Origin of the sequence: Microbacterium alcoholitolerans (genome assembly GCF_050408615.1) — a bacterium.
Taxonomy (GTDB): domain Bacteria; phylum Actinomycetota; class Actinomycetes; order Actinomycetales; family Microbacteriaceae; genus Microbacterium.
Genome location: NZ_JBNTKD010000001.1, coordinates 1,861,752 through 1,877,977, shown reverse-complemented (window position 1 = coordinate 1,877,977; position 16,226 = coordinate 1,861,752). Strand labels below are relative to the sequence as shown.

General features: G+C 69.7%; 16 protein-coding genes. 14 read left to right on the top strand and 2 right to left on the bottom strand.

Going from position 1 to position 16,226, the window contains the following annotated elements; genetic code table 11:
* The first annotated feature begins 135 nt into the window (after positions 1–135).
* The 7 genes from ACQUSX_RS09000 to ACQUSX_RS08970 all read left to right on the top strand — a co-directional run bounded on the left by ACQUSX_RS09000 (position 136) and on the right by ACQUSX_RS08970 (position 7,573).
* Complete coding sequence (locus ACQUSX_RS09000; RefSeq protein ID WP_428906607.1) at positions 136–1,422, top strand: adenylosuccinate synthase; 1,287 nt, start codon at positions 136–138, stop codon at positions 1,420–1,422.
* Between the two features lie 6 nt (positions 1,423–1,428).
* Positions 1,429–2,499: a lactonase family protein gene (locus ACQUSX_RS08995; protein ID WP_428906606.1), complete on the top strand. Its 1,071-nt coding sequence runs from the start codon at positions 1,429–1,431 to the stop codon at positions 2,497–2,499.
* A gap of 212 nt (positions 2,500–2,711) precedes the next feature.
* Positions 2,712–4,133 carry a dihydrolipoyl dehydrogenase family protein gene (locus ACQUSX_RS08990; protein WP_428906605.1) on the top strand — a complete coding sequence of 474 codons (1,422 nt, stop codon included), beginning with the start codon at positions 2,712–2,714 and terminating at the stop codon, positions 4,131–4,133.
* A 165-nt stretch (positions 4,134–4,298) separates the two neighbouring features.
* On the top strand, positions 4,299–5,189 hold the full coding sequence (locus ACQUSX_RS08985) for an ABC transporter ATP-binding protein (RefSeq protein ID WP_428906604.1): 891 nt from the start codon (positions 4,299–4,301) through the stop codon (positions 5,187–5,189).
* Positions 5,186–5,887 (top strand): ABC transporter permease, encoded by a 702-nt coding sequence (locus ACQUSX_RS08980; protein ID WP_428906603.1) that lies wholly within the window; start codon positions 5,186–5,188, stop codon positions 5,885–5,887. The genes ACQUSX_RS08985 and ACQUSX_RS08980 overlap by 4 nt, the downstream gene beginning before the upstream one ends.
* On the top strand, positions 5,884–6,612 hold the full coding sequence (locus ACQUSX_RS08975) for an ABC transporter permease (RefSeq protein WP_428906602.1): 729 nt from the start codon (positions 5,884–5,886) through the stop codon (positions 6,610–6,612). The genes ACQUSX_RS08980 and ACQUSX_RS08975 overlap by 4 nt, the downstream gene beginning before the upstream one ends.
* Before the next feature lie 37 nt (positions 6,613–6,649).
* Positions 6,650–7,573 carry an ABC transporter substrate-binding protein gene (locus tag ACQUSX_RS08970; RefSeq protein WP_428906601.1) on the top strand — a complete coding sequence of 308 codons (924 nt, stop codon included), beginning with the start codon at positions 6,650–6,652 and terminating at the stop codon, positions 7,571–7,573.
* 30 nt (positions 7,574–7,603) lie between these two features.
* On the opposite strand, the gene ACQUSX_RS08965 is transcribed toward ACQUSX_RS08970, so the two are convergent.
* Positions 7,604–8,845 (bottom strand): AI-2E family transporter, encoded by a 1,242-nt coding sequence (locus ACQUSX_RS08965; protein ID WP_428906600.1) that lies wholly within the window; start codon positions 8,843–8,845, stop codon positions 7,604–7,606.
* 60 nt (positions 8,846–8,905) lie between these two features.
* Here ACQUSX_RS08965 and ACQUSX_RS08960 point away from each other — a divergent pair, with 60 nt between their 5' ends.
* The 6 genes from ACQUSX_RS08960 (at position 8,906) to ACQUSX_RS08935 (ending at position 14,124) form a co-directional block, all read left to right on the top strand.
* Positions 8,906–9,268: a chorismate mutase gene (locus ACQUSX_RS08960; RefSeq protein WP_428906599.1), complete on the top strand. Its 363-nt coding sequence runs from the start codon at positions 8,906–8,908 to the stop codon at positions 9,266–9,268.
* A gap of 87 nt (positions 9,269–9,355) precedes the next feature.
* Entirely contained in the window at positions 9,356–10,249 is an 894-nt protein-coding gene (locus ACQUSX_RS08955) for an SIS domain-containing protein (RefSeq protein WP_428906598.1), read from the top strand.
* 70 nt (positions 10,250–10,319) lie between these two features.
* The gene (locus ACQUSX_RS08950) at positions 10,320–11,336 is read left to right on the top strand and encodes an ROK family protein (protein WP_428906597.1); all 1,017 of its coding nucleotides are present in this window, start codon (positions 10,320–10,322) and stop codon (positions 11,334–11,336) included.
* The gene (locus tag ACQUSX_RS08945; protein ID WP_428906596.1) at positions 11,333–12,460 is read left to right on the top strand and encodes a 1-phosphofructokinase family hexose kinase; all 1,128 of its coding nucleotides are present in this window, start codon (positions 11,333–11,335) and stop codon (positions 12,458–12,460) included. The genes ACQUSX_RS08950 and ACQUSX_RS08945 overlap by 4 nt, the downstream gene beginning before the upstream one ends.
* The gene (locus ACQUSX_RS08940) at positions 12,457–13,323 is read left to right on the top strand and encodes a class II fructose-bisphosphate aldolase (protein WP_428906595.1); all 867 of its coding nucleotides are present in this window, start codon (positions 12,457–12,459) and stop codon (positions 13,321–13,323) included. Before ACQUSX_RS08945 ends, ACQUSX_RS08940 begins: the two co-directional genes overlap by 4 nt.
* Positions 13,324–13,347: 24 nt before the next feature.
* Positions 13,348–14,124 carry a DeoR/GlpR family DNA-binding transcription regulator gene (locus ACQUSX_RS08935; RefSeq protein ID WP_428906594.1) on the top strand — a complete coding sequence of 259 codons (777 nt, stop codon included), beginning with the start codon at positions 13,348–13,350 and terminating at the stop codon, positions 14,122–14,124.
* Between the two features lie 107 nt (positions 14,125–14,231).
* On the opposite strand, the gene ACQUSX_RS08930 is transcribed toward ACQUSX_RS08935, so the two are convergent.
* Positions 14,232–14,714, bottom strand: a complete 483-nt coding sequence (locus tag ACQUSX_RS08930; RefSeq protein ID WP_428906593.1) for an Lrp/AsnC family transcriptional regulator — start codon at positions 14,712–14,714, stop codon at positions 14,232–14,234.
* 171 nt (positions 14,715–14,885) lie between these two features.
* Here ACQUSX_RS08930 and ACQUSX_RS08925 point away from each other — a divergent pair, with 171 nt between their 5' ends.
* Positions 14,886–16,109, top strand: a complete 1,224-nt coding sequence (locus ACQUSX_RS08925; protein WP_428906592.1) for an NAD(P)/FAD-dependent oxidoreductase — start codon at positions 14,886–14,888, stop codon at positions 16,107–16,109.
* Positions 16,110–16,226: the final 117 nt, after the last annotated feature.

Genomic DNA, 16,226 nt, shown 5'->3' with positions numbered 1-16,226 from the left:
GGGGCTGCGGACAAGCGCGGCGCCCTTCCGCGGGGTCAGCCGCGGAGCGGCCCCGATAGGATGGTTCCGCCCGCTCAGGGCCAGCTCATCTGCCGGTGCAATCCCGGCGAACAGCGCAATCCAGGGGGTCCACCCATGCCAGGAATCGTGATCATCGGCGTCCAGTGGGGCGACGAAGGCAAGGGCAAGGCGACAGATCTGCTCGGCGAACGCACCGACTGGGTCGTGAAGTTCAACGGCGGCAACAACGCGGGGCACACGGTCGTCATCGGCGACGAGAAGTATGCGCTGCATCTGCTGCCCTCCGGCATCCTCAGCCCTGGCGTCAACGCCGTCATCGGCAACGGCGTCGTGGTCGACCCCGAGGTGCTCTTCGAAGAACTCGACGCGCTGAATGCCCGCGGTGTCGACACCTCGCGCCTCAAGGTCAGTGCCAACGCGCACATCATCACCGCGTACCACCGCACGCTCGACAAGGTCACCGAGCGCTTCCTGGGCAAGCGTCGCATCGGCACCACCGGCCGCGGGATCGGCCCGGCCTACGCCGACAAGATCAACCGCGTCGGCATCCGCGTGCAGGACCTGTTCGACGAGAACATCCTGCGCCAGAAGGTCGAGGGCGCGCTCGATCAGAAGAACCACCTGCTGGTGAAGGTCTTCAACCGCCGGGCGATCACCGTCGACGAGATCGTCGACGATCTGCTGTCGTACACCGAGCGACTGCGCCCGATGGTCGCCGACACCGGCCACCTGATCGACGAGGCACTGGAGCGCGGCGAGGTCGTCGTGTTCGAGGCCGGCCAGGCCACCATGCTCGACGTCGACCACGGCACCTACCCGTTCGTCACCTCTTCATCGGCCACGGCCGGCGGAGCCGCGACCGGATCCGGCGTCGGCCCGGGGCGCCTGGACCGCATCGTCGGCATCGTGAAGGCGTACACGACCCGGGTGGGCTCCGGCCCGTTCCCCACCGAGCTCGACGACGACATGGGCGAGTGGCTGCGCAAGACCGGTGGCGAGTACGGCACCACCACCGGTCGCGAGCGCCGCACCGGCTGGTACGACGCCCCGATCACCCGCTATGCGACCCGCGTGAACGGCATCACCGACATCGTGCTGACCAAGCTCGACGTGCTCACCGGCCTCGACCAGATCCCGGTGTGCGTGGCCTATGACGTCGATGGCGTGCGCTACGACGACGTGCCGGTGAACCAGACCGACTTCCACCATGCGAAGCCGATCTACGAGTACTACCCCGGCTGGAGCGAAGACATCTCGAAGGCCCGCACCTTCGAGGACCTGCCGCAGAACGCGCGCGACTACGTGCTCACCCTCGAGAAGATGAGCAACACGCGCATCTCGGTGATCGGCGTCGGGCCCGCCCGCGACGAGGTCATCGTCCGCCACGACCTCGTCGACTGACCTCGCATGACTCGGTTCTGGGTCGGCGGCTACGGCTCTGACATGGACGGGGACGCCGAGGGCATCAGCTTCCTGTCGGTGGATGAGGGCCGCGGGCCGTCGACGCTGACCTACCGCGGCACCGCGGCGCCGGCCGCATCGCCGTCGTGGCTCGCCCAGCATCCGACGCTCGATGTCGTCTACGCGGCGCTGGAAGGCGCCGGCGAGGTGCAGGCGTTCACGCGATCGGGTGAAGGCTCGCTGCGCCCGCTCGGCGCCGCGCTCGCCGCGGGCGAGTCGGTCTGCCACCTCGCCGTGTCGCCCGACGGACGGATGCTGGTCGCCAGCTGCTACGGCGACGGGCGGGTCATCGGCTACGGGATCGCGGCCGACGGGCGACTGGTCGAATCCGCACCCGACAAGGCCGCCGCGCTGCGCGCCGCCCTGTTCGGCAGCGGTCGCGAGGACGATGACCGTGATGCTTCGACCCCCCAGGGTGACGCCGAACGCCCGTCGCGCGCGCACTCGGCCGTGTTCCTGCCCGACGGCCGCATCGCCACCGCCGACCTCGGCCTCGACCTGGTGCGCATCCGCCGCCGCGACCTGAGCGTCGACCACGACGTCGAACTTCCTCGGGGCACCGGTCCGCGGCACATGGTGCTGCACCCCAGCGGGCACCTGCACGTGGTGACGGAGTACTCGTGCGAGGTGTTCACACTGGCATCCGATCGCGAGGGGCGCTGGGGCCTCGTCAGGGCGACCATCGCTTCGGAGATCGCGCAGGTCGGCTTCGACTTCCCCGCCGAGCTCGCGATGTCGCGCGACGGCGGCACGCTGTACACGGCGCTGCGCGGCAGCAATACGATCGCGGCGCTGCGGGTGCGCGGTGGCGGCGATGTGCTCGAGCCGCTCGCCCTCGCGGATGCCGGCGTCGACTGGCCGCGCCATCACCTCGTCTACGACGGAACTCTGCTCGTCTCCGGTCAGCGCTCGAGCACCGTCAGCGTCGTCGACCTCGACGAGCGGACCGGCGCCCCGCGCGATGTGCGCCGCGTCACGTCGGCCCCGACGCCCACCAGCATCCTCCCCGCGCGCTGATCAGGCGCCCGTCGGCCAGTGTCGACCGGTCTGCCGCGGTCGTCGCTGCCACAACTCCCGCCACAACTCCGGAGAATCCTGGGTGCTCCGCCCCGCGGGCGGTGTTTCGGGCACCCGAGCCGCCGGATCTCCGGAGTTGTGGCAGCACCGGCGTCGAGTCAACCCCGTGACACGGCTGCGCGCGGACGCAAGACTGGGATCCGGAGGGTGCCATGGATGAATACGACCTGATCGTGCTCGGTGGAGGTCCGGTGGGCGAGAACGTCGCCGATCGTGCCGTGGAGGGAGGACTCACGGCGGTGATCATCGAGAGTGAGCTCGTCGGTGGGGAGTGCTCGTACTGGGCGTGCATGCCGTCCAAGGCGCTGCTGCGCCCGATCCATGCCCGGCACGCCGCCGAGCACGTGCGCGGCGTGAGCGGAGCCGAGCTCGATCCGACGGAAGTGCTCGCCCGACGCGACGGCTTCGTGTCGCACTGGTCGGACTCCGGGCAGGTCGACTGGCTGCGAAGCGCGGGGATCGATCTCGTGCGCGGCCACGGCCGCCTCGCCGGCAGGCTCGAGGTCGCCGTCGCGACGGAAGAGGGTGAGCGGATGCTGCGCGCTCGCCACGCCGTCGCGGTCTCCACCGGGTCGGAGCCGACCATCCCCGGGATCCCCGGGCTCGCCGACGCACGGCCGTGGACCAGCCGTGAGGCGACCAGCGCCGAACAGGTCCCGGAATCGCTGGCGATCATCGGCGGTGGTGTGGCGGGTGTCGAGATGGCCACCGCTTTCGCCGGCCTCGGGGCGAAGGTGACCTTGATCGCCCGCAGCGCGCTGCTCGGCTCGATGGAGGCGCTCGCCGGCGAGCAGGTGGCGGACGGACTGCGCGGTCTGGGCGTCGACGTCCGGCTGCACACCGAGACCGTGGCGGCGCGGCGCGACGACGCGGGCGTGACGCTCACCCTCGATCGAGGAGAAGGCGATGAGCACGAGCGGATCGTGGTGGCAGAGGTGCTCGTCGCCACCGGCCGGCGGCCGCGCAGCGGCGATATCGGCCTTGACGCCGTCGGCCTGGAACCGGGCAAGGCGATCGACGTCGACGACACCATGCTGGCGACCGGGACCGACTGGCTGTACGCGGTCGGCGATGTGAACGGACGCGCACCGCTGACTCATCAGGGCAAGTACCAGGCGCGCGCTGCGGGCGATGTGATCGCCGCGCGCTCGCGCGACGAGGTGATCGCCGATCAGCCGTGGGGCCGGCACGTGGCATCCGCCGACCACGCCGCCGTTCCGCAGGTCGTCTTCAGCATCCCCGAGGTCGCGTCGGTGGGATTGACATCGGATGCCGCACGCGCGGCCGGTCACGAGATCGCGGTCGTCGACGTGGGTCTCGATTCGGTGGCGGGCGCTTCGCTGCACGCCGACGGCTATACCGGGAGCGCCCGGATGATCGTCGACACGGCCCGCGAGGTCGTCCTCGGTGTGACCTTCGCTGGTGCCGACGTCGCTGAGCTGCTGCAGGCGGCGACCGTCGCCGTCGCGGGCGAGGTGCCGATCAGCCGTCTCTGGCATGCGGTTCCGGCGTATCCGACGATGAGCGAGATCTGGCTGCGCCTGCTCGAGCAGTACGGCAGGCAGTCGGCGTGAACGCAATCCGCTCTGCCGGGTGCTCCGAACCTCCTGAGAAGGTCTGGACAAGTGCGGCTCACCAGCCCGCAATGTCGCCGGCGTCCAATACTCTCGAAAGGCGACCGAGGAGGCACGACCCCATGAAGGCACGACTCGAAGGATTCCGCCCGTAGGCGGCGCACGATGATCGAATTCCGATCCGTCACCAAGACGTTCCCCGACGGCACCCACGCGGTCGAGGAGTTCAGCCTTGTCATCCCCTCGCGCAAGACGACCGTTCTCGTCGGCTCTTCCGGATCAGGCAAGACCACGCTGCTGCGCATGATCAACCGCATGGTCGAGCCGACCTCCGGCGACGTCGAGATCGATGGCGAGAGCGTGCTGGGCGGCGACCCGGTGGCCCTGCGGCGCAGCATCGGCTACGTCATGCAGAACTCCGGGCTCATGCCGCATTTCACCGTGATCGACAACGTCGCGACGGTGCTCCGCCTCACCGGCGTGCGCAGGCGCGAAGCGCACGAGCGTGCGCGGGAGCTGCTCGACACGGTCGGGCTCGACCGCGCGCTCGCCGACCGGTATCCCAGCCAGCTCTCCGGGGGACAGCAGCAGCGCGTCGGCGTGGCACGCGGGCTCGCCGCCGACCCGAACATCCTGCTGATGGACGAGCCGTTCGGCGCCGTCGACCCCATCGTGCGGGCCGACCTGCAGCAGGAGCTCATCCGCCTGCAGGTCGAGCTCGACAAGACCGTGGTGTTCGTCACCCACGACATCGACGAGGCCTTCCTGCTGGGCGACCAGGTCGTCATCCTCGACAAGGGCGCGCGCGTCGTGCAGGTCGGGAGCCCCAGTGAGATCATCGAGAACCCCGCCGACGAGTTCGTCGAGGCGTTCATCGGCGCCGAGCGCGGGCGTCGGGCTCTGACGGTGAAGCAGACTCCGCGTGGCGCGGTGGTGGTGGACTCGGAGGGCCGGACGCAGGGACGCCTCGTCACGGAGTCGTCGGTGCCCGAGGCGGAGGCGCCGGTCGCTGAGACTGAGGCGTCGGCGCCCGAGGCGGAGGCAAACCGGTCATGAACTGGGTCGCCGACAACCTCGGGCTCATCTTCGAGCTGACCCTCGTGCACCTGCGCCAGAGCATCATCCCGATCGTGCTGGGCCTCGTGCTGTCGATCCCGCTCGGCTGGGTGGCCTGGCGCTACCGTCTCGTGCGCGGACCGATCATCGTGCTCACCGGACTGCTGTACACCATCCCGTCCCTGGCCCTGCTGATCCTGCTGCCGGCGGCGCTCGGCTACTCGGTGATCAGTGAGGCGAACCTCGTCGCCGCACTCACCATCTACGCCATCGCGATCCTCGTCCGCGCGGTCGCCGACGGCCTCGACTCGGTCGATCCGAGTGTGCGACAGGCCGCCACAGCCATGGGCTACGCCGCCCCGCGGCGGTTCTGGGGCGTCGAGCTTCCCCTTGCCGGGCCGGTCATCCTGGCCGGCCTGCGCGTGACAGCCGTATCGACGATCTCGCTGGCGACGGCGGGCATCCTGATCGGGGTGACGAACCTCGGCTACCTGTTCACCAACGGACAGCAGCGGCGCCTGGTCGCCGAGGTGCTCTCGGGCGTGGTCGCCGTGGTGGTCATCGCGCTGCTGGTCGACCTGCTGCTTTTGCTGCTGGGCCGCGCGCTGATGCCGTGGGTTCGGTCCCGCGCCGGCCAGCCGCGCCCGAACGGCGGTACATCTGCGCGTGCCACGAGCGGAAAGGCGGCGGCCGCATGAACCTCTTCGCCGACGCATTCGCCTGGCTGTTCTCGCCCGATCGGCTCGAGGGGCCGTACTCGCTGCAGACCCTGCTCACGCAGCACCTGCTCTACTCCATCGTCTCAGTGGCGGTCGCCGCAGCGATCGCCTTCCCCGTCGGCTGGCTGATCGGCCACACCGGTAAGGGGCGCGAGATAGCGGTCGCCATCTCGGGCGCCGCCCGCGCCGTGCCGTCCTTCGGGCTGCTCGTGCTGCTGGTGCTCGTGCTGGGCGTCGTCCGCACGCCGCTCGCCGCGGTGATCACCTTCGTGCTCCTCGCCATCCCGTCGCTGCTGGCCGGCGCGTACACCGGGCTCGAGGCGATCGATCGGCGCGTGATCGATGCGGCCCGCGCGATGGGCATGACCGAATGGCAGATCTTCACCCGGGTGGAGCTGCCCCTCGGAATGCCCCTTCTCGTCGGCGGTCTGCGCTCCGCGCTGCTGCAGGTGATCGCCACCGTGACCATCGGCGCCTACGTGAACCTCGGCGGGCTCGGATGGCCGATCATCCAGGGCATCCCGCTGCGCCGGTTCGACCAGGTGCTCGGCGGTGCGATCCTCGTCGCCGCGCTCGCCCTCATCGTCGACCTGCTGCTGGCGCTCGCGCAGCGCGCGGCCGTCCCTCACGGGGTGCGGGTGCAGCAGCCCGCAGATTCGACCACATCGTCGCGTGCTCGACGCGTGGCATCCGCTCCCGCCTGATGTCCTCTCGCCTGATTCCCCCACAGAAAGGCCCCACATGTTCGCCACACGAAAGACACGCACAGCCCTCGCGGCCGGCATCGTCCTGGTCGCCGGCATCGCCCTGACCGGATGCGGCACCAGCAGCAACCCGCTCGAGGAGCCCACCACCGATGAAGGCGTCGACCGCTCCGGCGACACGATCGTCGTCGGATCGCAGGCGTACTACTCGAACGAGATCGTCGCCGAGATCTACGCGCAGGCGCTCGAGAACGCCGGCTTCACGGTCGAGCGCCAGTTCAACATCGGGCAGCGGGACGCGTACATGCCCGAGGTCGAATCCGGCAAGATCAGCCTGTTCCCGGAGTACACCGGCAACCTGCTGGAGTACCTCGACGACAGCGCGACCGCCACCAGCCCCGAAGACGTCTACGCCGCACTTCAGGACGCGCTGCCCGACGAACTCACTGCGCTCGACTACGCCGAGGCGAGTGACCAGGACACCTATACGGTGCTCAAGTCGTTCGCCGACGAGAACGGACTCACCTCGATCGCCGATCTGGCGAACCTCAGCGAGCCGGCGACCATCGGCGCGGCTCCCGAGTTCGAGCAGCGGCCGTACGGTCCGGCGGGTGCCAAGGACGTGTACGGAGTCGACCTGACCTTCTCCGCCACCGGCCCGGGCACGCTCGATGCGCTGCTGGCCGGCGAGATCGATGTCGCCGACGTCTACACGGCAGACCCGGCGTTCCAGACGCAGGACATCGTGGCACTTGAGGATCCGGAGAACATGATCCTGGCATCCAACGTCGTGCCGATCGCTTCGAAGGACGTCGCGACCGACATCAGCGAGACGATCAACGCGATCAGCGCCGCACTCGGCGCCGACGACCTCGTCGCACTCAACGTGCAGAGCACGGTCGACCAGATGTCGTCTCCCGATATCGCGAAGAAGTGGCTCGAGGACAACGGGCTGATCTGACCCGAAGCGGGTGGATTCCCCGCCGGATGCTCAGATGCGGGCGTCCTGGCGGGGGATCCACACCTGCTTGATGATGATGAGGATGGATGCCGTCACCGGCACCGCCACGAGAGCGCCGAGCATCCCGAGCAGCGTGCCGCCGGCGATGGCGCCGATGACCACGAGCGCTCCCGGCACCGACACCGCCTTGTTCATGATGCGCGGGGTGAACACGTACGCCTCGATCTGCATGTAGACCAGGTAGAGCGCGGCGAAGATCAGCGCCTGCCACGGGTCGGCGAACAGTGCGATGAGCGATCCGACGATCCAGAACAGCACCGATCCCACCAGGGGGATCAGCGTCACCAGGAACGCGACGGTCGCCATCAGCGGCGGGAACGGCAGGCCGAGAGTGATGTACAGCAGCAGCACGACGATCGCGTTCATGAACGCGAGAGTCACCATGCCCTGCACGTAGCCGCCGACCGAGTCGGTGATCTGGTCGGTGAGGTCGCGGGCGCGGGCGCGGTCACGGGCGGGGGCCAGGCGCAGCATCGAGGTCTTGATCGACGGCAGCCCCGCGACGAAGTAGAGCGTCAGCACCAGGACGACGATGATCCCGGAGATGCCGGTGGCGATCGACGAGCCGATCTGCAGCGCGCCGCCGCCGATCGTCTGCCAGGTCTTGCCGTCGGTGAGGAAGTTCTGGGCATCCTCGACGAGCTGCTCGAACTGATCGCCGAACTGGTTCTCGAGCCAGGCGTAGACGTCACCGGCCATGAAATCGGCGATCAGGTCGGGCACCGAGCGCACGAACGACGAGATCTGCTCGACGACGATCGGAACGATCATCAGCAGCACGAGGGCGAGAACCCCCATGAGGCCGAGGATGACCGCCAGCACGCTCACGCCACGGGAGAGGCCGCGCCGCTCCAGGAAGCGCACCGCCGGGTCGAGGCCGAGCGCTGCGAACAGCGCCAGGGCGATGTAGATCAGCACCGTCGACAGGTTCGACAGCATGAGCGCGAGCAGAAACGCGGTGAGCCCGCCCAGGGTCACCATCAGACCGAACACGAACGGCTTGTCGATGCGCGTCCAGAACGAGCGGCTGGGCACCGGCGGGTCCACCGTCGAGCGCACCGGCCGTGCCGCAGCATCCGCGGCATCCGCCTGCACTGCCTCGTTCGCTGTCGCGTCAGCCGCCGCACCCGACGTCGTCGTCTCCGCCACCGTGCGTCGGGCGATGTCGTCCACTCCGTCGCCGGCCGGTTGAGTGCGCTCCTCGGGGCTCATGTCGAACACTCTAGAGGGTGGTCGGGCGGCTATCGTGAGATGGCCGATAAGAGGAGGAGCATGTCCGACCCAGCCGAGCACGCGCCCGAGCACGCCGCAGAGGCCGCCGCCGATCACGACGCCGAGCATGCCGCCCAGCAGGCCCGCGCCGAACTGCTGCGTCTGCGCGCCAGCATCGACAACATCGACGCCGCTCTGATCTTCATGCTCGCGGAGCGATTCCGCTGCACGCAGCAGGTGGGCCGCCTGAAGGCCGAGCACGAGATGCCGCCGTCGGATCCCGGTCGGGAAGAGCAGCAGACCGCCCGGCTGCGGGCGCTGGCCGAAGAGGCGCACCTCGACCCCGAGTTCGCCGAGAAGTGGTTCAACTTCGTCGTCGCCGAGGTCATCCGCCACCACACCGAGGCAGCCGAGGGCCGCTGACCGGCTCGACAGATCCGCATTCAGGATGCGATAATTTGATGGTTATCTGCTCATAACGCTCAAAATCTTGCATCTTAGGAGTCGAACATGACCACCACCGCCGGCGCGCACATGCGCGCGGAGCTCACCTCGCAGCCCGAGACCTGGGCGCGTGCCGCCGGGATGCGCGCCGAACAGGCCCTGCTGCCGGCATCCGGCGCCCGCATCGCCATCGTCGGCTGCGGCACCTCCTGGTTCATGGCGCAGTCCTACGCCGCGCTGCGCGAGGCCGCCGGCCTCGGCGAGAGCGATGCGTTCACGGCATCCGAGGTCCCGACCGATCGCGGCTACGACGCGATCGTCGCATTGACCCGCTCCGGCACCACCACCGAGGTGCTCGAGCTCACCCAGCGCGTCAAGGGCATGACCCCGGTCGTCGCCGTGCTCGGCGACGACACCTCACCTCTGGTCGACCTCGCCGACACCGTCATCGCGCTGCCGTTCGCCGACGAGCAGTCGGTCGTGCAGACCCGCTTCGCGACCACCGCGCTCGCGCTGTTCCGCGCTTCGCTCGGCGAAGACCTCGACCCGGTGATCGCCGACGCGCAGTCCGTTCTGGACGGCACCGATGACGCCGCGCTCGGCACCGCCGACCAGTACAGCTTCCTGGGCCTCGGCTGGTCGATCGGCCTCGCTCACGAAGCCGCGCTCAAGATGCGCGAGTCGTCGCAGTCGTGGACCGAGTCGTACAGCGCCATGGAGTACCGCCACGGACCGATCGCGATCGCCGCTCCCGGCCGGATCACCTGGCAGTTCGGCGCAGCTCCCGACGGTCTGAAGGCTCAGGTCGAGGCCACTGGCGCGCAGTTCGTCCAGCACGACATCGACCCGATGGCCGAGCTCGTGCGCGTGCACCGCGTCGCCCTCGACCGCGCCGTCGGCAAGGGCCTCGACCCCGATCAGCCGCGCAACCTGACCCGTTCCGTCATCCTCGACGACTGAACCGGTCGGCGACTGAACCCGTAGACAGCACTGAACCTGCAAACAGCAGAGACACGAGGCGACTGAGATCGTGAGCACCGAAGCGTCTGATCACAGCGGCATCCGAGACGTCGTCACCGACGTCTCGGGCGAGAAGCTCGCGCGTGCCGCGACGATCGGACGCGGGTCGCCCGTGCTCGCCTTCGACGTCGGAGGCACCGACATCAAATCGGCGCTGTTCGACGCCGACGGCACTGCGCTGGGCCTTCGTCGCACGCCCACACCGGCGGGCGGCGAAGGCGGCGCGGAGCGGCTCATCGAACGACTCGCTGAACTCGCCGACGACCTGCGCGAGCAGCATCCGGACGTCGAGCCCAGTGCGATCGGACTGGTCGTGCCCGGCATCGTCGACGAGAAGAACGGCATCGGCGTCTTCAGCAGCAACCTCGGCTGGCGGGACGCCCCGCTCCGCGCGCTCGCGGCGGAGCGATTCGGGATGCCCGTCGCCTTCGACCACGACGTGCGCGCCGCCAGCTGGGCCGAGCACGTGCTCGGCGGTGCGCGCTCATATGAGAACTCAGTCGTGCTCATCATCGGCACCGGCATCGCCGGCGCGATCCTGATCGACGGGCATCCGCACACCGCCGGCGGATACGCCGGAGAGATCGGCCACTCGCCGATCGGGGATTGGCCATGCCCGTGCGGTGCGCGCGGATGCCTGGAGGCGGTCGCCTCGGCCGGCGCGATCTCGCGACGCTACGCCGAGGCCTCGGGCACGCCCGTCGGCGGGGCCAAGGAGGTCATCGCCCTGGCCGCGGCCGGTGACGAGATCGCCGCGCGCGTCTGGGACGAGGCGCTCGACGCGCTCACGCTCTCGATCGCGCAGCTCACCGCCGTGATCGCGCCCCAGGCCGTCGTCATCGGCGGCGGACTCTCCCGCGCCGGAGGCGCCCTGTTCGACGAGCTGAACGCGCGACTGCGCGATCGCCTCAGCTTCCACCGCATCCCCGCCCTCGTCCCCGCCGAGCTCTCCGGCAACGCCGGCATCCTTGGGTCGGCACTGTGGGCGCGCGAGGCCGCCGCCGTCGGCGAGGAAGGCTCCGCATGATCGTCACCGTCACCGCCAACCCGGCACTCGATCTCACCTGGCACGTCGATCGGATCGTCGCCGGCGGCACGCACCGCGCGGATGCCGGACAGGCGCGCGCCGGCGGCAAGGGACTCAACGTCGCCCGCGTCGCCCACGCGCAGGGCGCCCGGGTTCGCGCCGTCACGACCACCGGCGGCGCCACCGGCGAGGAGTTCGCCGAGGAGCTGAACGCCTCGGGCGTTCCCCACGTGCTGGTGCCCGTCGTGGCATCCACCCGGCGCAGCATCGCCCTGGTCGATGAGGCGCTCGGCGACACCACCATCGTGAACGAGCGCGGTGTCGCCCCCACCTCCGCGGAATGGGACGCCCTGCGCGCCGCCGTGGCCGAGGCGCTGGCGGGCGCCCCCGTTGACATTCCGGGGGCCGACACGCCAGATGCCGGACGAATCCCGGCATCCGGTCCGACACCTGGCGTTTCGGCCCCCGAAACGGCAGCGCCCGTGCTCGTCATCTCGGGGAGCTTCCCGCCCGACACTCCCGCCGACGTGCTGCCCTCGCTGATCGCGCTGGGCCGCGAGGCCGATGCGATCGTGATCGCCGACACGTCAGGGCCCGCTCTGCTGGTGGCGGCGGATGCCGGGGCATCCGTCCTCAAGCCCAACCAGCACGAACTGGCGGATGCCACCGGTCTCGACGACCCGATCGACGGCGCCCGCGAACTGCTGCGCCGGGGCGCGCAGCTCGTGCTGCTGTCGCTCGGTGCGGAGGGGATGCTGGCCATCACCGCCCTCGATCTCGTGCCGGATCACGGATCATCCGGCGCCGATACGGCGAGTCGCGCCGCGACACGCCCTGCGGACGCTGATGCATCAGTGATCCGGCACACCGGAGTGCCGACTGTCAGCATCCTGCGCGCGCGACTCGACACCGCGCTCGCCGGCAACCCCACCGGTGCCGGTGATGCGGCGGTGGCCGCGTGCGCCGTGCTCATGGATGCCGGCATCCATGACCCGGAGCAGATCCTCCGCCGCGCGACCGCATGGTCGGCCGCCGCTGTGCTCATGCCGCTCGCCGGTGAGATCCACCCGTCCTGGCCCGACCTCGAACGCAGCCTCGTTCTGACTCCGAAGGAAACCCGATGACCCTCGTCTCCGCTCGCGAACTGATGCGTGCATCCGCCGCCGCCGGCACCGGTCTCGGTGCCTTCAACGTGATCCATCTCGAGACGGCGGAGGCACTGGTCGCGGCATCCGAGCGCGCTCAGCTTCCCGTCATCCTGCAGATCTCGCAGAACTGCGCCGACTACCACGGCGGGCTCGAGCCGATCGGCTGGGCCACGCTCTCCGTGGCTCGCCGCGCATCGACCCCTGTCGCCGTGCACCTCGATCACGCCGAACGGCCGGAGCTGGTCGACGAGGCGATCGAGCTCGGCTTCGGCTCCGTGATGTTCGACGGCGGCAAGCTGGACTACGCGGAGAACGTGTCGGTGACGGCCGATGTCGCCAGGCGCGCCCGAGCCGCCGGCGTCTACATCGAGGCCGAGCTCGGCGAGGTCGGCGGGAAGGACGGAGCGCACGCACCCGGCGTCCGCACCGACCCCGACGAGGCGCGTGACTTCGTCGAGGCGACCGGCGTCGACTCGCTCGCCGTCGCTGTGGGATCGTCACACGCGATGCTCGACCGTTCCGCGTCGCTCGACATCGAGCTCATCGGCCGCCTGCGCGCCGCACTGCAGGGCGTCGGCCGCGACGGCGGCGACGTGCCCCTCGTGCTGCACGGCTCGTCCGGCGTCTCCGACGATGTGATCGTGCAGGCCGTGCGCGCCGGAATGACGAAGATCAACGTCTCCACGCACCTGAACGGCTTCTTCACGAGGGCGATCCGCGAGACGCTCGCCGCCGACGAGAAGCTCGTGGACTCCCGCAAGTACCTCACGCCCGCTCGCGAGGCCGTCGCTCAGGAAGCCGCACGGATGCTGCGCCTCTTCGCACTGGCATCCGACTGAGCCCTCGAACACCACCCGACCGCCATGAATCGCGCCGCTCGCCTCACCGCCATCCTCGACCTGCTCGCGGAGCAGGGCGAGGTGAGCGTCGAACAGCTCGTCGAGCGCTTCGGCGCATCGGCCGCGACCACCCGTCGTGACCTCGACAGCCTCGCCGAGCGGCGGCTGCTCACCCGCACCCACGGCGGCGCCGTGGCGCAGTCAGTCGCGTACGAGCTGCCCATCCGGTATCGCAGCCACCACGCGACGGGCGCGAAGGAGCGCATTGCCGTTGCGGCCGCCGCGCTGGTCGTGCCGGGCCAGGTCGTCGGCCTCTCGGGCGGCACCACCACGAACGCGATCGCCACGGCGCTGGCGGCGCGGACGGATCTCGCCGAGCACGGTCTGACCGTCGTCACGAACGCCGTCAACATCGCCTCGCAGCTCGCCATGCGCCCCGAGTTCAAGGTCGTCGTGACCGGCGGTGTGATTCACCCGCGCAGCTTCGAGCTGGTCGGCCCGTTCGTCGAGCAGCTGCTCGGCGGCATCCGACTGGACGTCGCGTTCATCGGCGTGAACGGCCTGTCGGCCGAGTCGGGCGCGAGCACGCACGATGAGGCGGAGGCCGCCGTGAACCGCATGATGGCGCAGCGCGCGGAGAGCGCGTACGTGGTCGCCGACGCGTCGAAACTCGGACGCGCGACCTTCGCGCACGTGGGAGGTGCGGAGCTGTTCCCGGTCGTGCTGACGGATGCCGCAGCGTCGGATGCCCAGCGCGCAGCGCTCGCGGATGCCGGTTACAAGGTCCGCCCCGCCGACTGAAGTTCGCGCGTGCGGGGTCGCTGCGCATCGTCCAGGTCGCGATCGTTGTCGCTATATTCGCGGAATAGCGGCAACCGTTGCGACCTGGGCGTCGAGTCCGGCCTCCATCACAGACCCCGCGACCCCGCGGCCTGGGCGAAGATCAAGCTGGTGCTGGTGGATGCCACTTCGGGGCGCAGGCTCAGGGTGTCCGAGACCAGTTCGCGCAGCGCACTGGCATCCGACACCGCTACGTGCACGAGGAAGTCGCGATCCCCGGCGAGGAAGTACACCCGCTGGGTCGCGGGGAGCTCCTCAAGGTAGCTCTGGAAGCGGCGCAGGTCGCCGCGCGCGTGCGCGTGCAGGCGGATCGTGATGAGCGCCTCGAGATGCAGCCCGATCGCGGCGGGCGAGATCTCGGCGTGGAAGCCCACGATGACGCCGTTCGCCTGCAGGGCGCGCACTCTCTTCAAACATGTGGATTCGGCGATTCCGGCGATCGCGGCGAGCTCGGTGTTGGAGATGCGGCCGTTGCGGCTGAGCTCCGACAGGATCGTGCGATCGACGGCATCCAGACCCGGGTGAGCGGACGTCGAAGATTCGGGAGCCATGGTGGTCACTTCCTCGCCTCAGAGTGAAGATTTCGACTGCTTCTCGTCCACTGTACGCAGAATCTTCGACGTGACGCCCGCGTCATCGTCGAGATCTGCATAATCGCTGGTAGCGGGCGATTCTTCGCGCCCGCGTGTACGCGAAGCAGCACGCAGTCTCAGGAGGACGCAATGACGCGGACGATCGTCGTCGGGGCCGGGATGGTCGGTCTCGCCACGGCATGGCATCTGCAGGAGCGCGGCGTCGACGTCACGGTCATCGACCGCGTCGGCATCGCCGCCGGTTCGTCATGGGGCAACGCCGGGTGGCTGACGCCGGGCAAGACCATCCCGCTCGCCGACACGGGCCTGTGGACGTACGGGCCGAAGGCGCTGCTGGATCCGGATGCCGCGCTGCACGTTCCGTTCCGGGTGGATGCCGGGCTCTGGTCGTTCCTCGCCCGCTTCGCCGCCCACGGGACGAACCGTGCGTGGGATCGCACGATGGCGCACCTGACACCGATCGACAAGATCGCCCTGGAGTGCTTCGACGAGCTGATCGACGGCGGAGTGCAGTCGTGGACGCGCGAGGGGCCGTTCGTCATCGGATTCAGGAACGAGCTGCAGTCGAAGGGCTTCCTGCATGAGATCGAGGGCGTCGTCCGGCACGGACAGGAGGTGCCGTTCGAGAAGCTCGAGAACCCGCGCGAGCTCGCGCCGGTCCTGTCGGATGCTGTGAAGCACGCCTACCGGCTGGACGGCCAGCGCTTCTTCGAGCCCGGTCCGTTCATGGAGGCGCTGGGTGCGGCCGTCGTGGAGCGCGGCGGCGAGTTGGTCACCGGTCACGAGGTGACGGATGTGTCGTCCACGCGGCGCCCTGTCGTCACGCTGTCGAACGGGGAGCGGCGCGAGGCCGACTCCGTCGTCATCGCGACGGGAGCGTGGATGCCGGGGCTCGCCCGCAAGCTCGGTGTGCGCACCCGCGTGCAGGCGGGGCGCGGGTACTCGTTCAGCGTGGCCACCGAGGTGCCGCAGGAGCACCCGGTGTACCTGCCGTTCCAGCGGATCGCGTGCACCCCGTATCAGGGGCGGTTCCGCATCGCGGGGACCATGGAGTTCCGCCGCCCCGATGAGCCGTTCCAGGCCCGCCGTGTGCAGGCGATCATCGCGCAGGCGCGCGAGCTGTTCACCGGCGTCGACCTGGATGACCGCCAGGACGAGTGGGTCGGCTCCCGCCCGGTGACTCCTGACGGTCTGCCGCTGGTCGGGCAGACGCGCGCCCCGAACGTGTACGTCGCGGGCGGACACGGCATGTGGGGCATCGTGCTGGGCCCCGCGACCGGAAAGCTGCTCGCAGAGCAGATCGTCACCGGCCGCATCGACCCCGTCATCAAGCCGTTCGATCCGCTGCGCTAGGCGCGTCAGCGATCGTCCCCGCCCCTGCCCGCCTACGCCGCCCCTGCTCGTTTACGCAACTGAGCAGGGGCGGCGTCGCTGAGGAGGGGCGAGGACGCATACGCGCGGATGCCGGGC

What these genes read in the sequence shown, in the direction of transcription:
- ACQUSX_RS09000 (WP_428906607.1), top strand. Translation starts at nt 136, where the DNA reads ATGCCAGGAATCGTGATCATCGGCGTCCAGTGGGGCGACGAAGGCAAG.
- ACQUSX_RS08995 (WP_428906606.1), top strand. Translation starts at nt 1,429, where the DNA reads ATGACTCGGTTCTGGGTCGGCGGCTACGGCTCTGACATGGACGGGGAC.
- ACQUSX_RS08990 (WP_428906605.1), top strand. Translation starts at nt 2,712, where the DNA reads ATGGATGAATACGACCTGATCGTGCTCGGTGGAGGTCCGGTGGGCGAG.
- ACQUSX_RS08985 (WP_428906604.1), top strand. Translation starts at nt 4,299, where the DNA reads ATGATCGAATTCCGATCCGTCACCAAGACGTTCCCCGACGGCACCCAC.
- ACQUSX_RS08980 (WP_428906603.1), top strand. Translation starts at nt 5,186, where the DNA reads ATGAACTGGGTCGCCGACAACCTCGGGCTCATCTTCGAGCTGACCCTC.
- ACQUSX_RS08975 (WP_428906602.1), top strand. Translation starts at nt 5,884, where the DNA reads ATGAACCTCTTCGCCGACGCATTCGCCTGGCTGTTCTCGCCCGATCGG.
- ACQUSX_RS08970 (WP_428906601.1), top strand. Translation starts at nt 6,650, where the DNA reads ATGTTCGCCACACGAAAGACACGCACAGCCCTCGCGGCCGGCATCGTC.
- ACQUSX_RS08965 (WP_428906600.1), bottom strand. Translation starts at nt 8,845, where the DNA reads ATGAGCCCCGAGGAGCGCACTCAACCGGCCGGCGACGGAGTGGACGAC.
- ACQUSX_RS08960 (WP_428906599.1), top strand. Translation starts at nt 8,906, where the DNA reads ATGTCCGACCCAGCCGAGCACGCGCCCGAGCACGCCGCAGAGGCCGCC.
- ACQUSX_RS08955 (WP_428906598.1), top strand. Translation starts at nt 9,356, where the DNA reads ATGACCACCACCGCCGGCGCGCACATGCGCGCGGAGCTCACCTCGCAG.
- ACQUSX_RS08945 (WP_428906596.1), top strand. Translation starts at nt 11,333, where the DNA reads ATGATCGTCACCGTCACCGCCAACCCGGCACTCGATCTCACCTGGCAC.
- ACQUSX_RS08940 (WP_428906595.1), top strand. Translation starts at nt 12,457, where the DNA reads ATGACCCTCGTCTCCGCTCGCGAACTGATGCGTGCATCCGCCGCCGCC.
- ACQUSX_RS08935 (WP_428906594.1), top strand. Translation starts at nt 13,348, where the DNA reads ATGAATCGCGCCGCTCGCCTCACCGCCATCCTCGACCTGCTCGCGGAG.
- ACQUSX_RS08930 (WP_428906593.1), bottom strand. Translation starts at nt 14,714, where the DNA reads ATGGCTCCCGAATCTTCGACGTCCGCTCACCCGGGTCTGGATGCCGTC.
- ACQUSX_RS08925 (WP_428906592.1), top strand. Translation starts at nt 14,886, where the DNA reads ATGACGCGGACGATCGTCGTCGGGGCCGGGATGGTCGGTCTCGCCACG.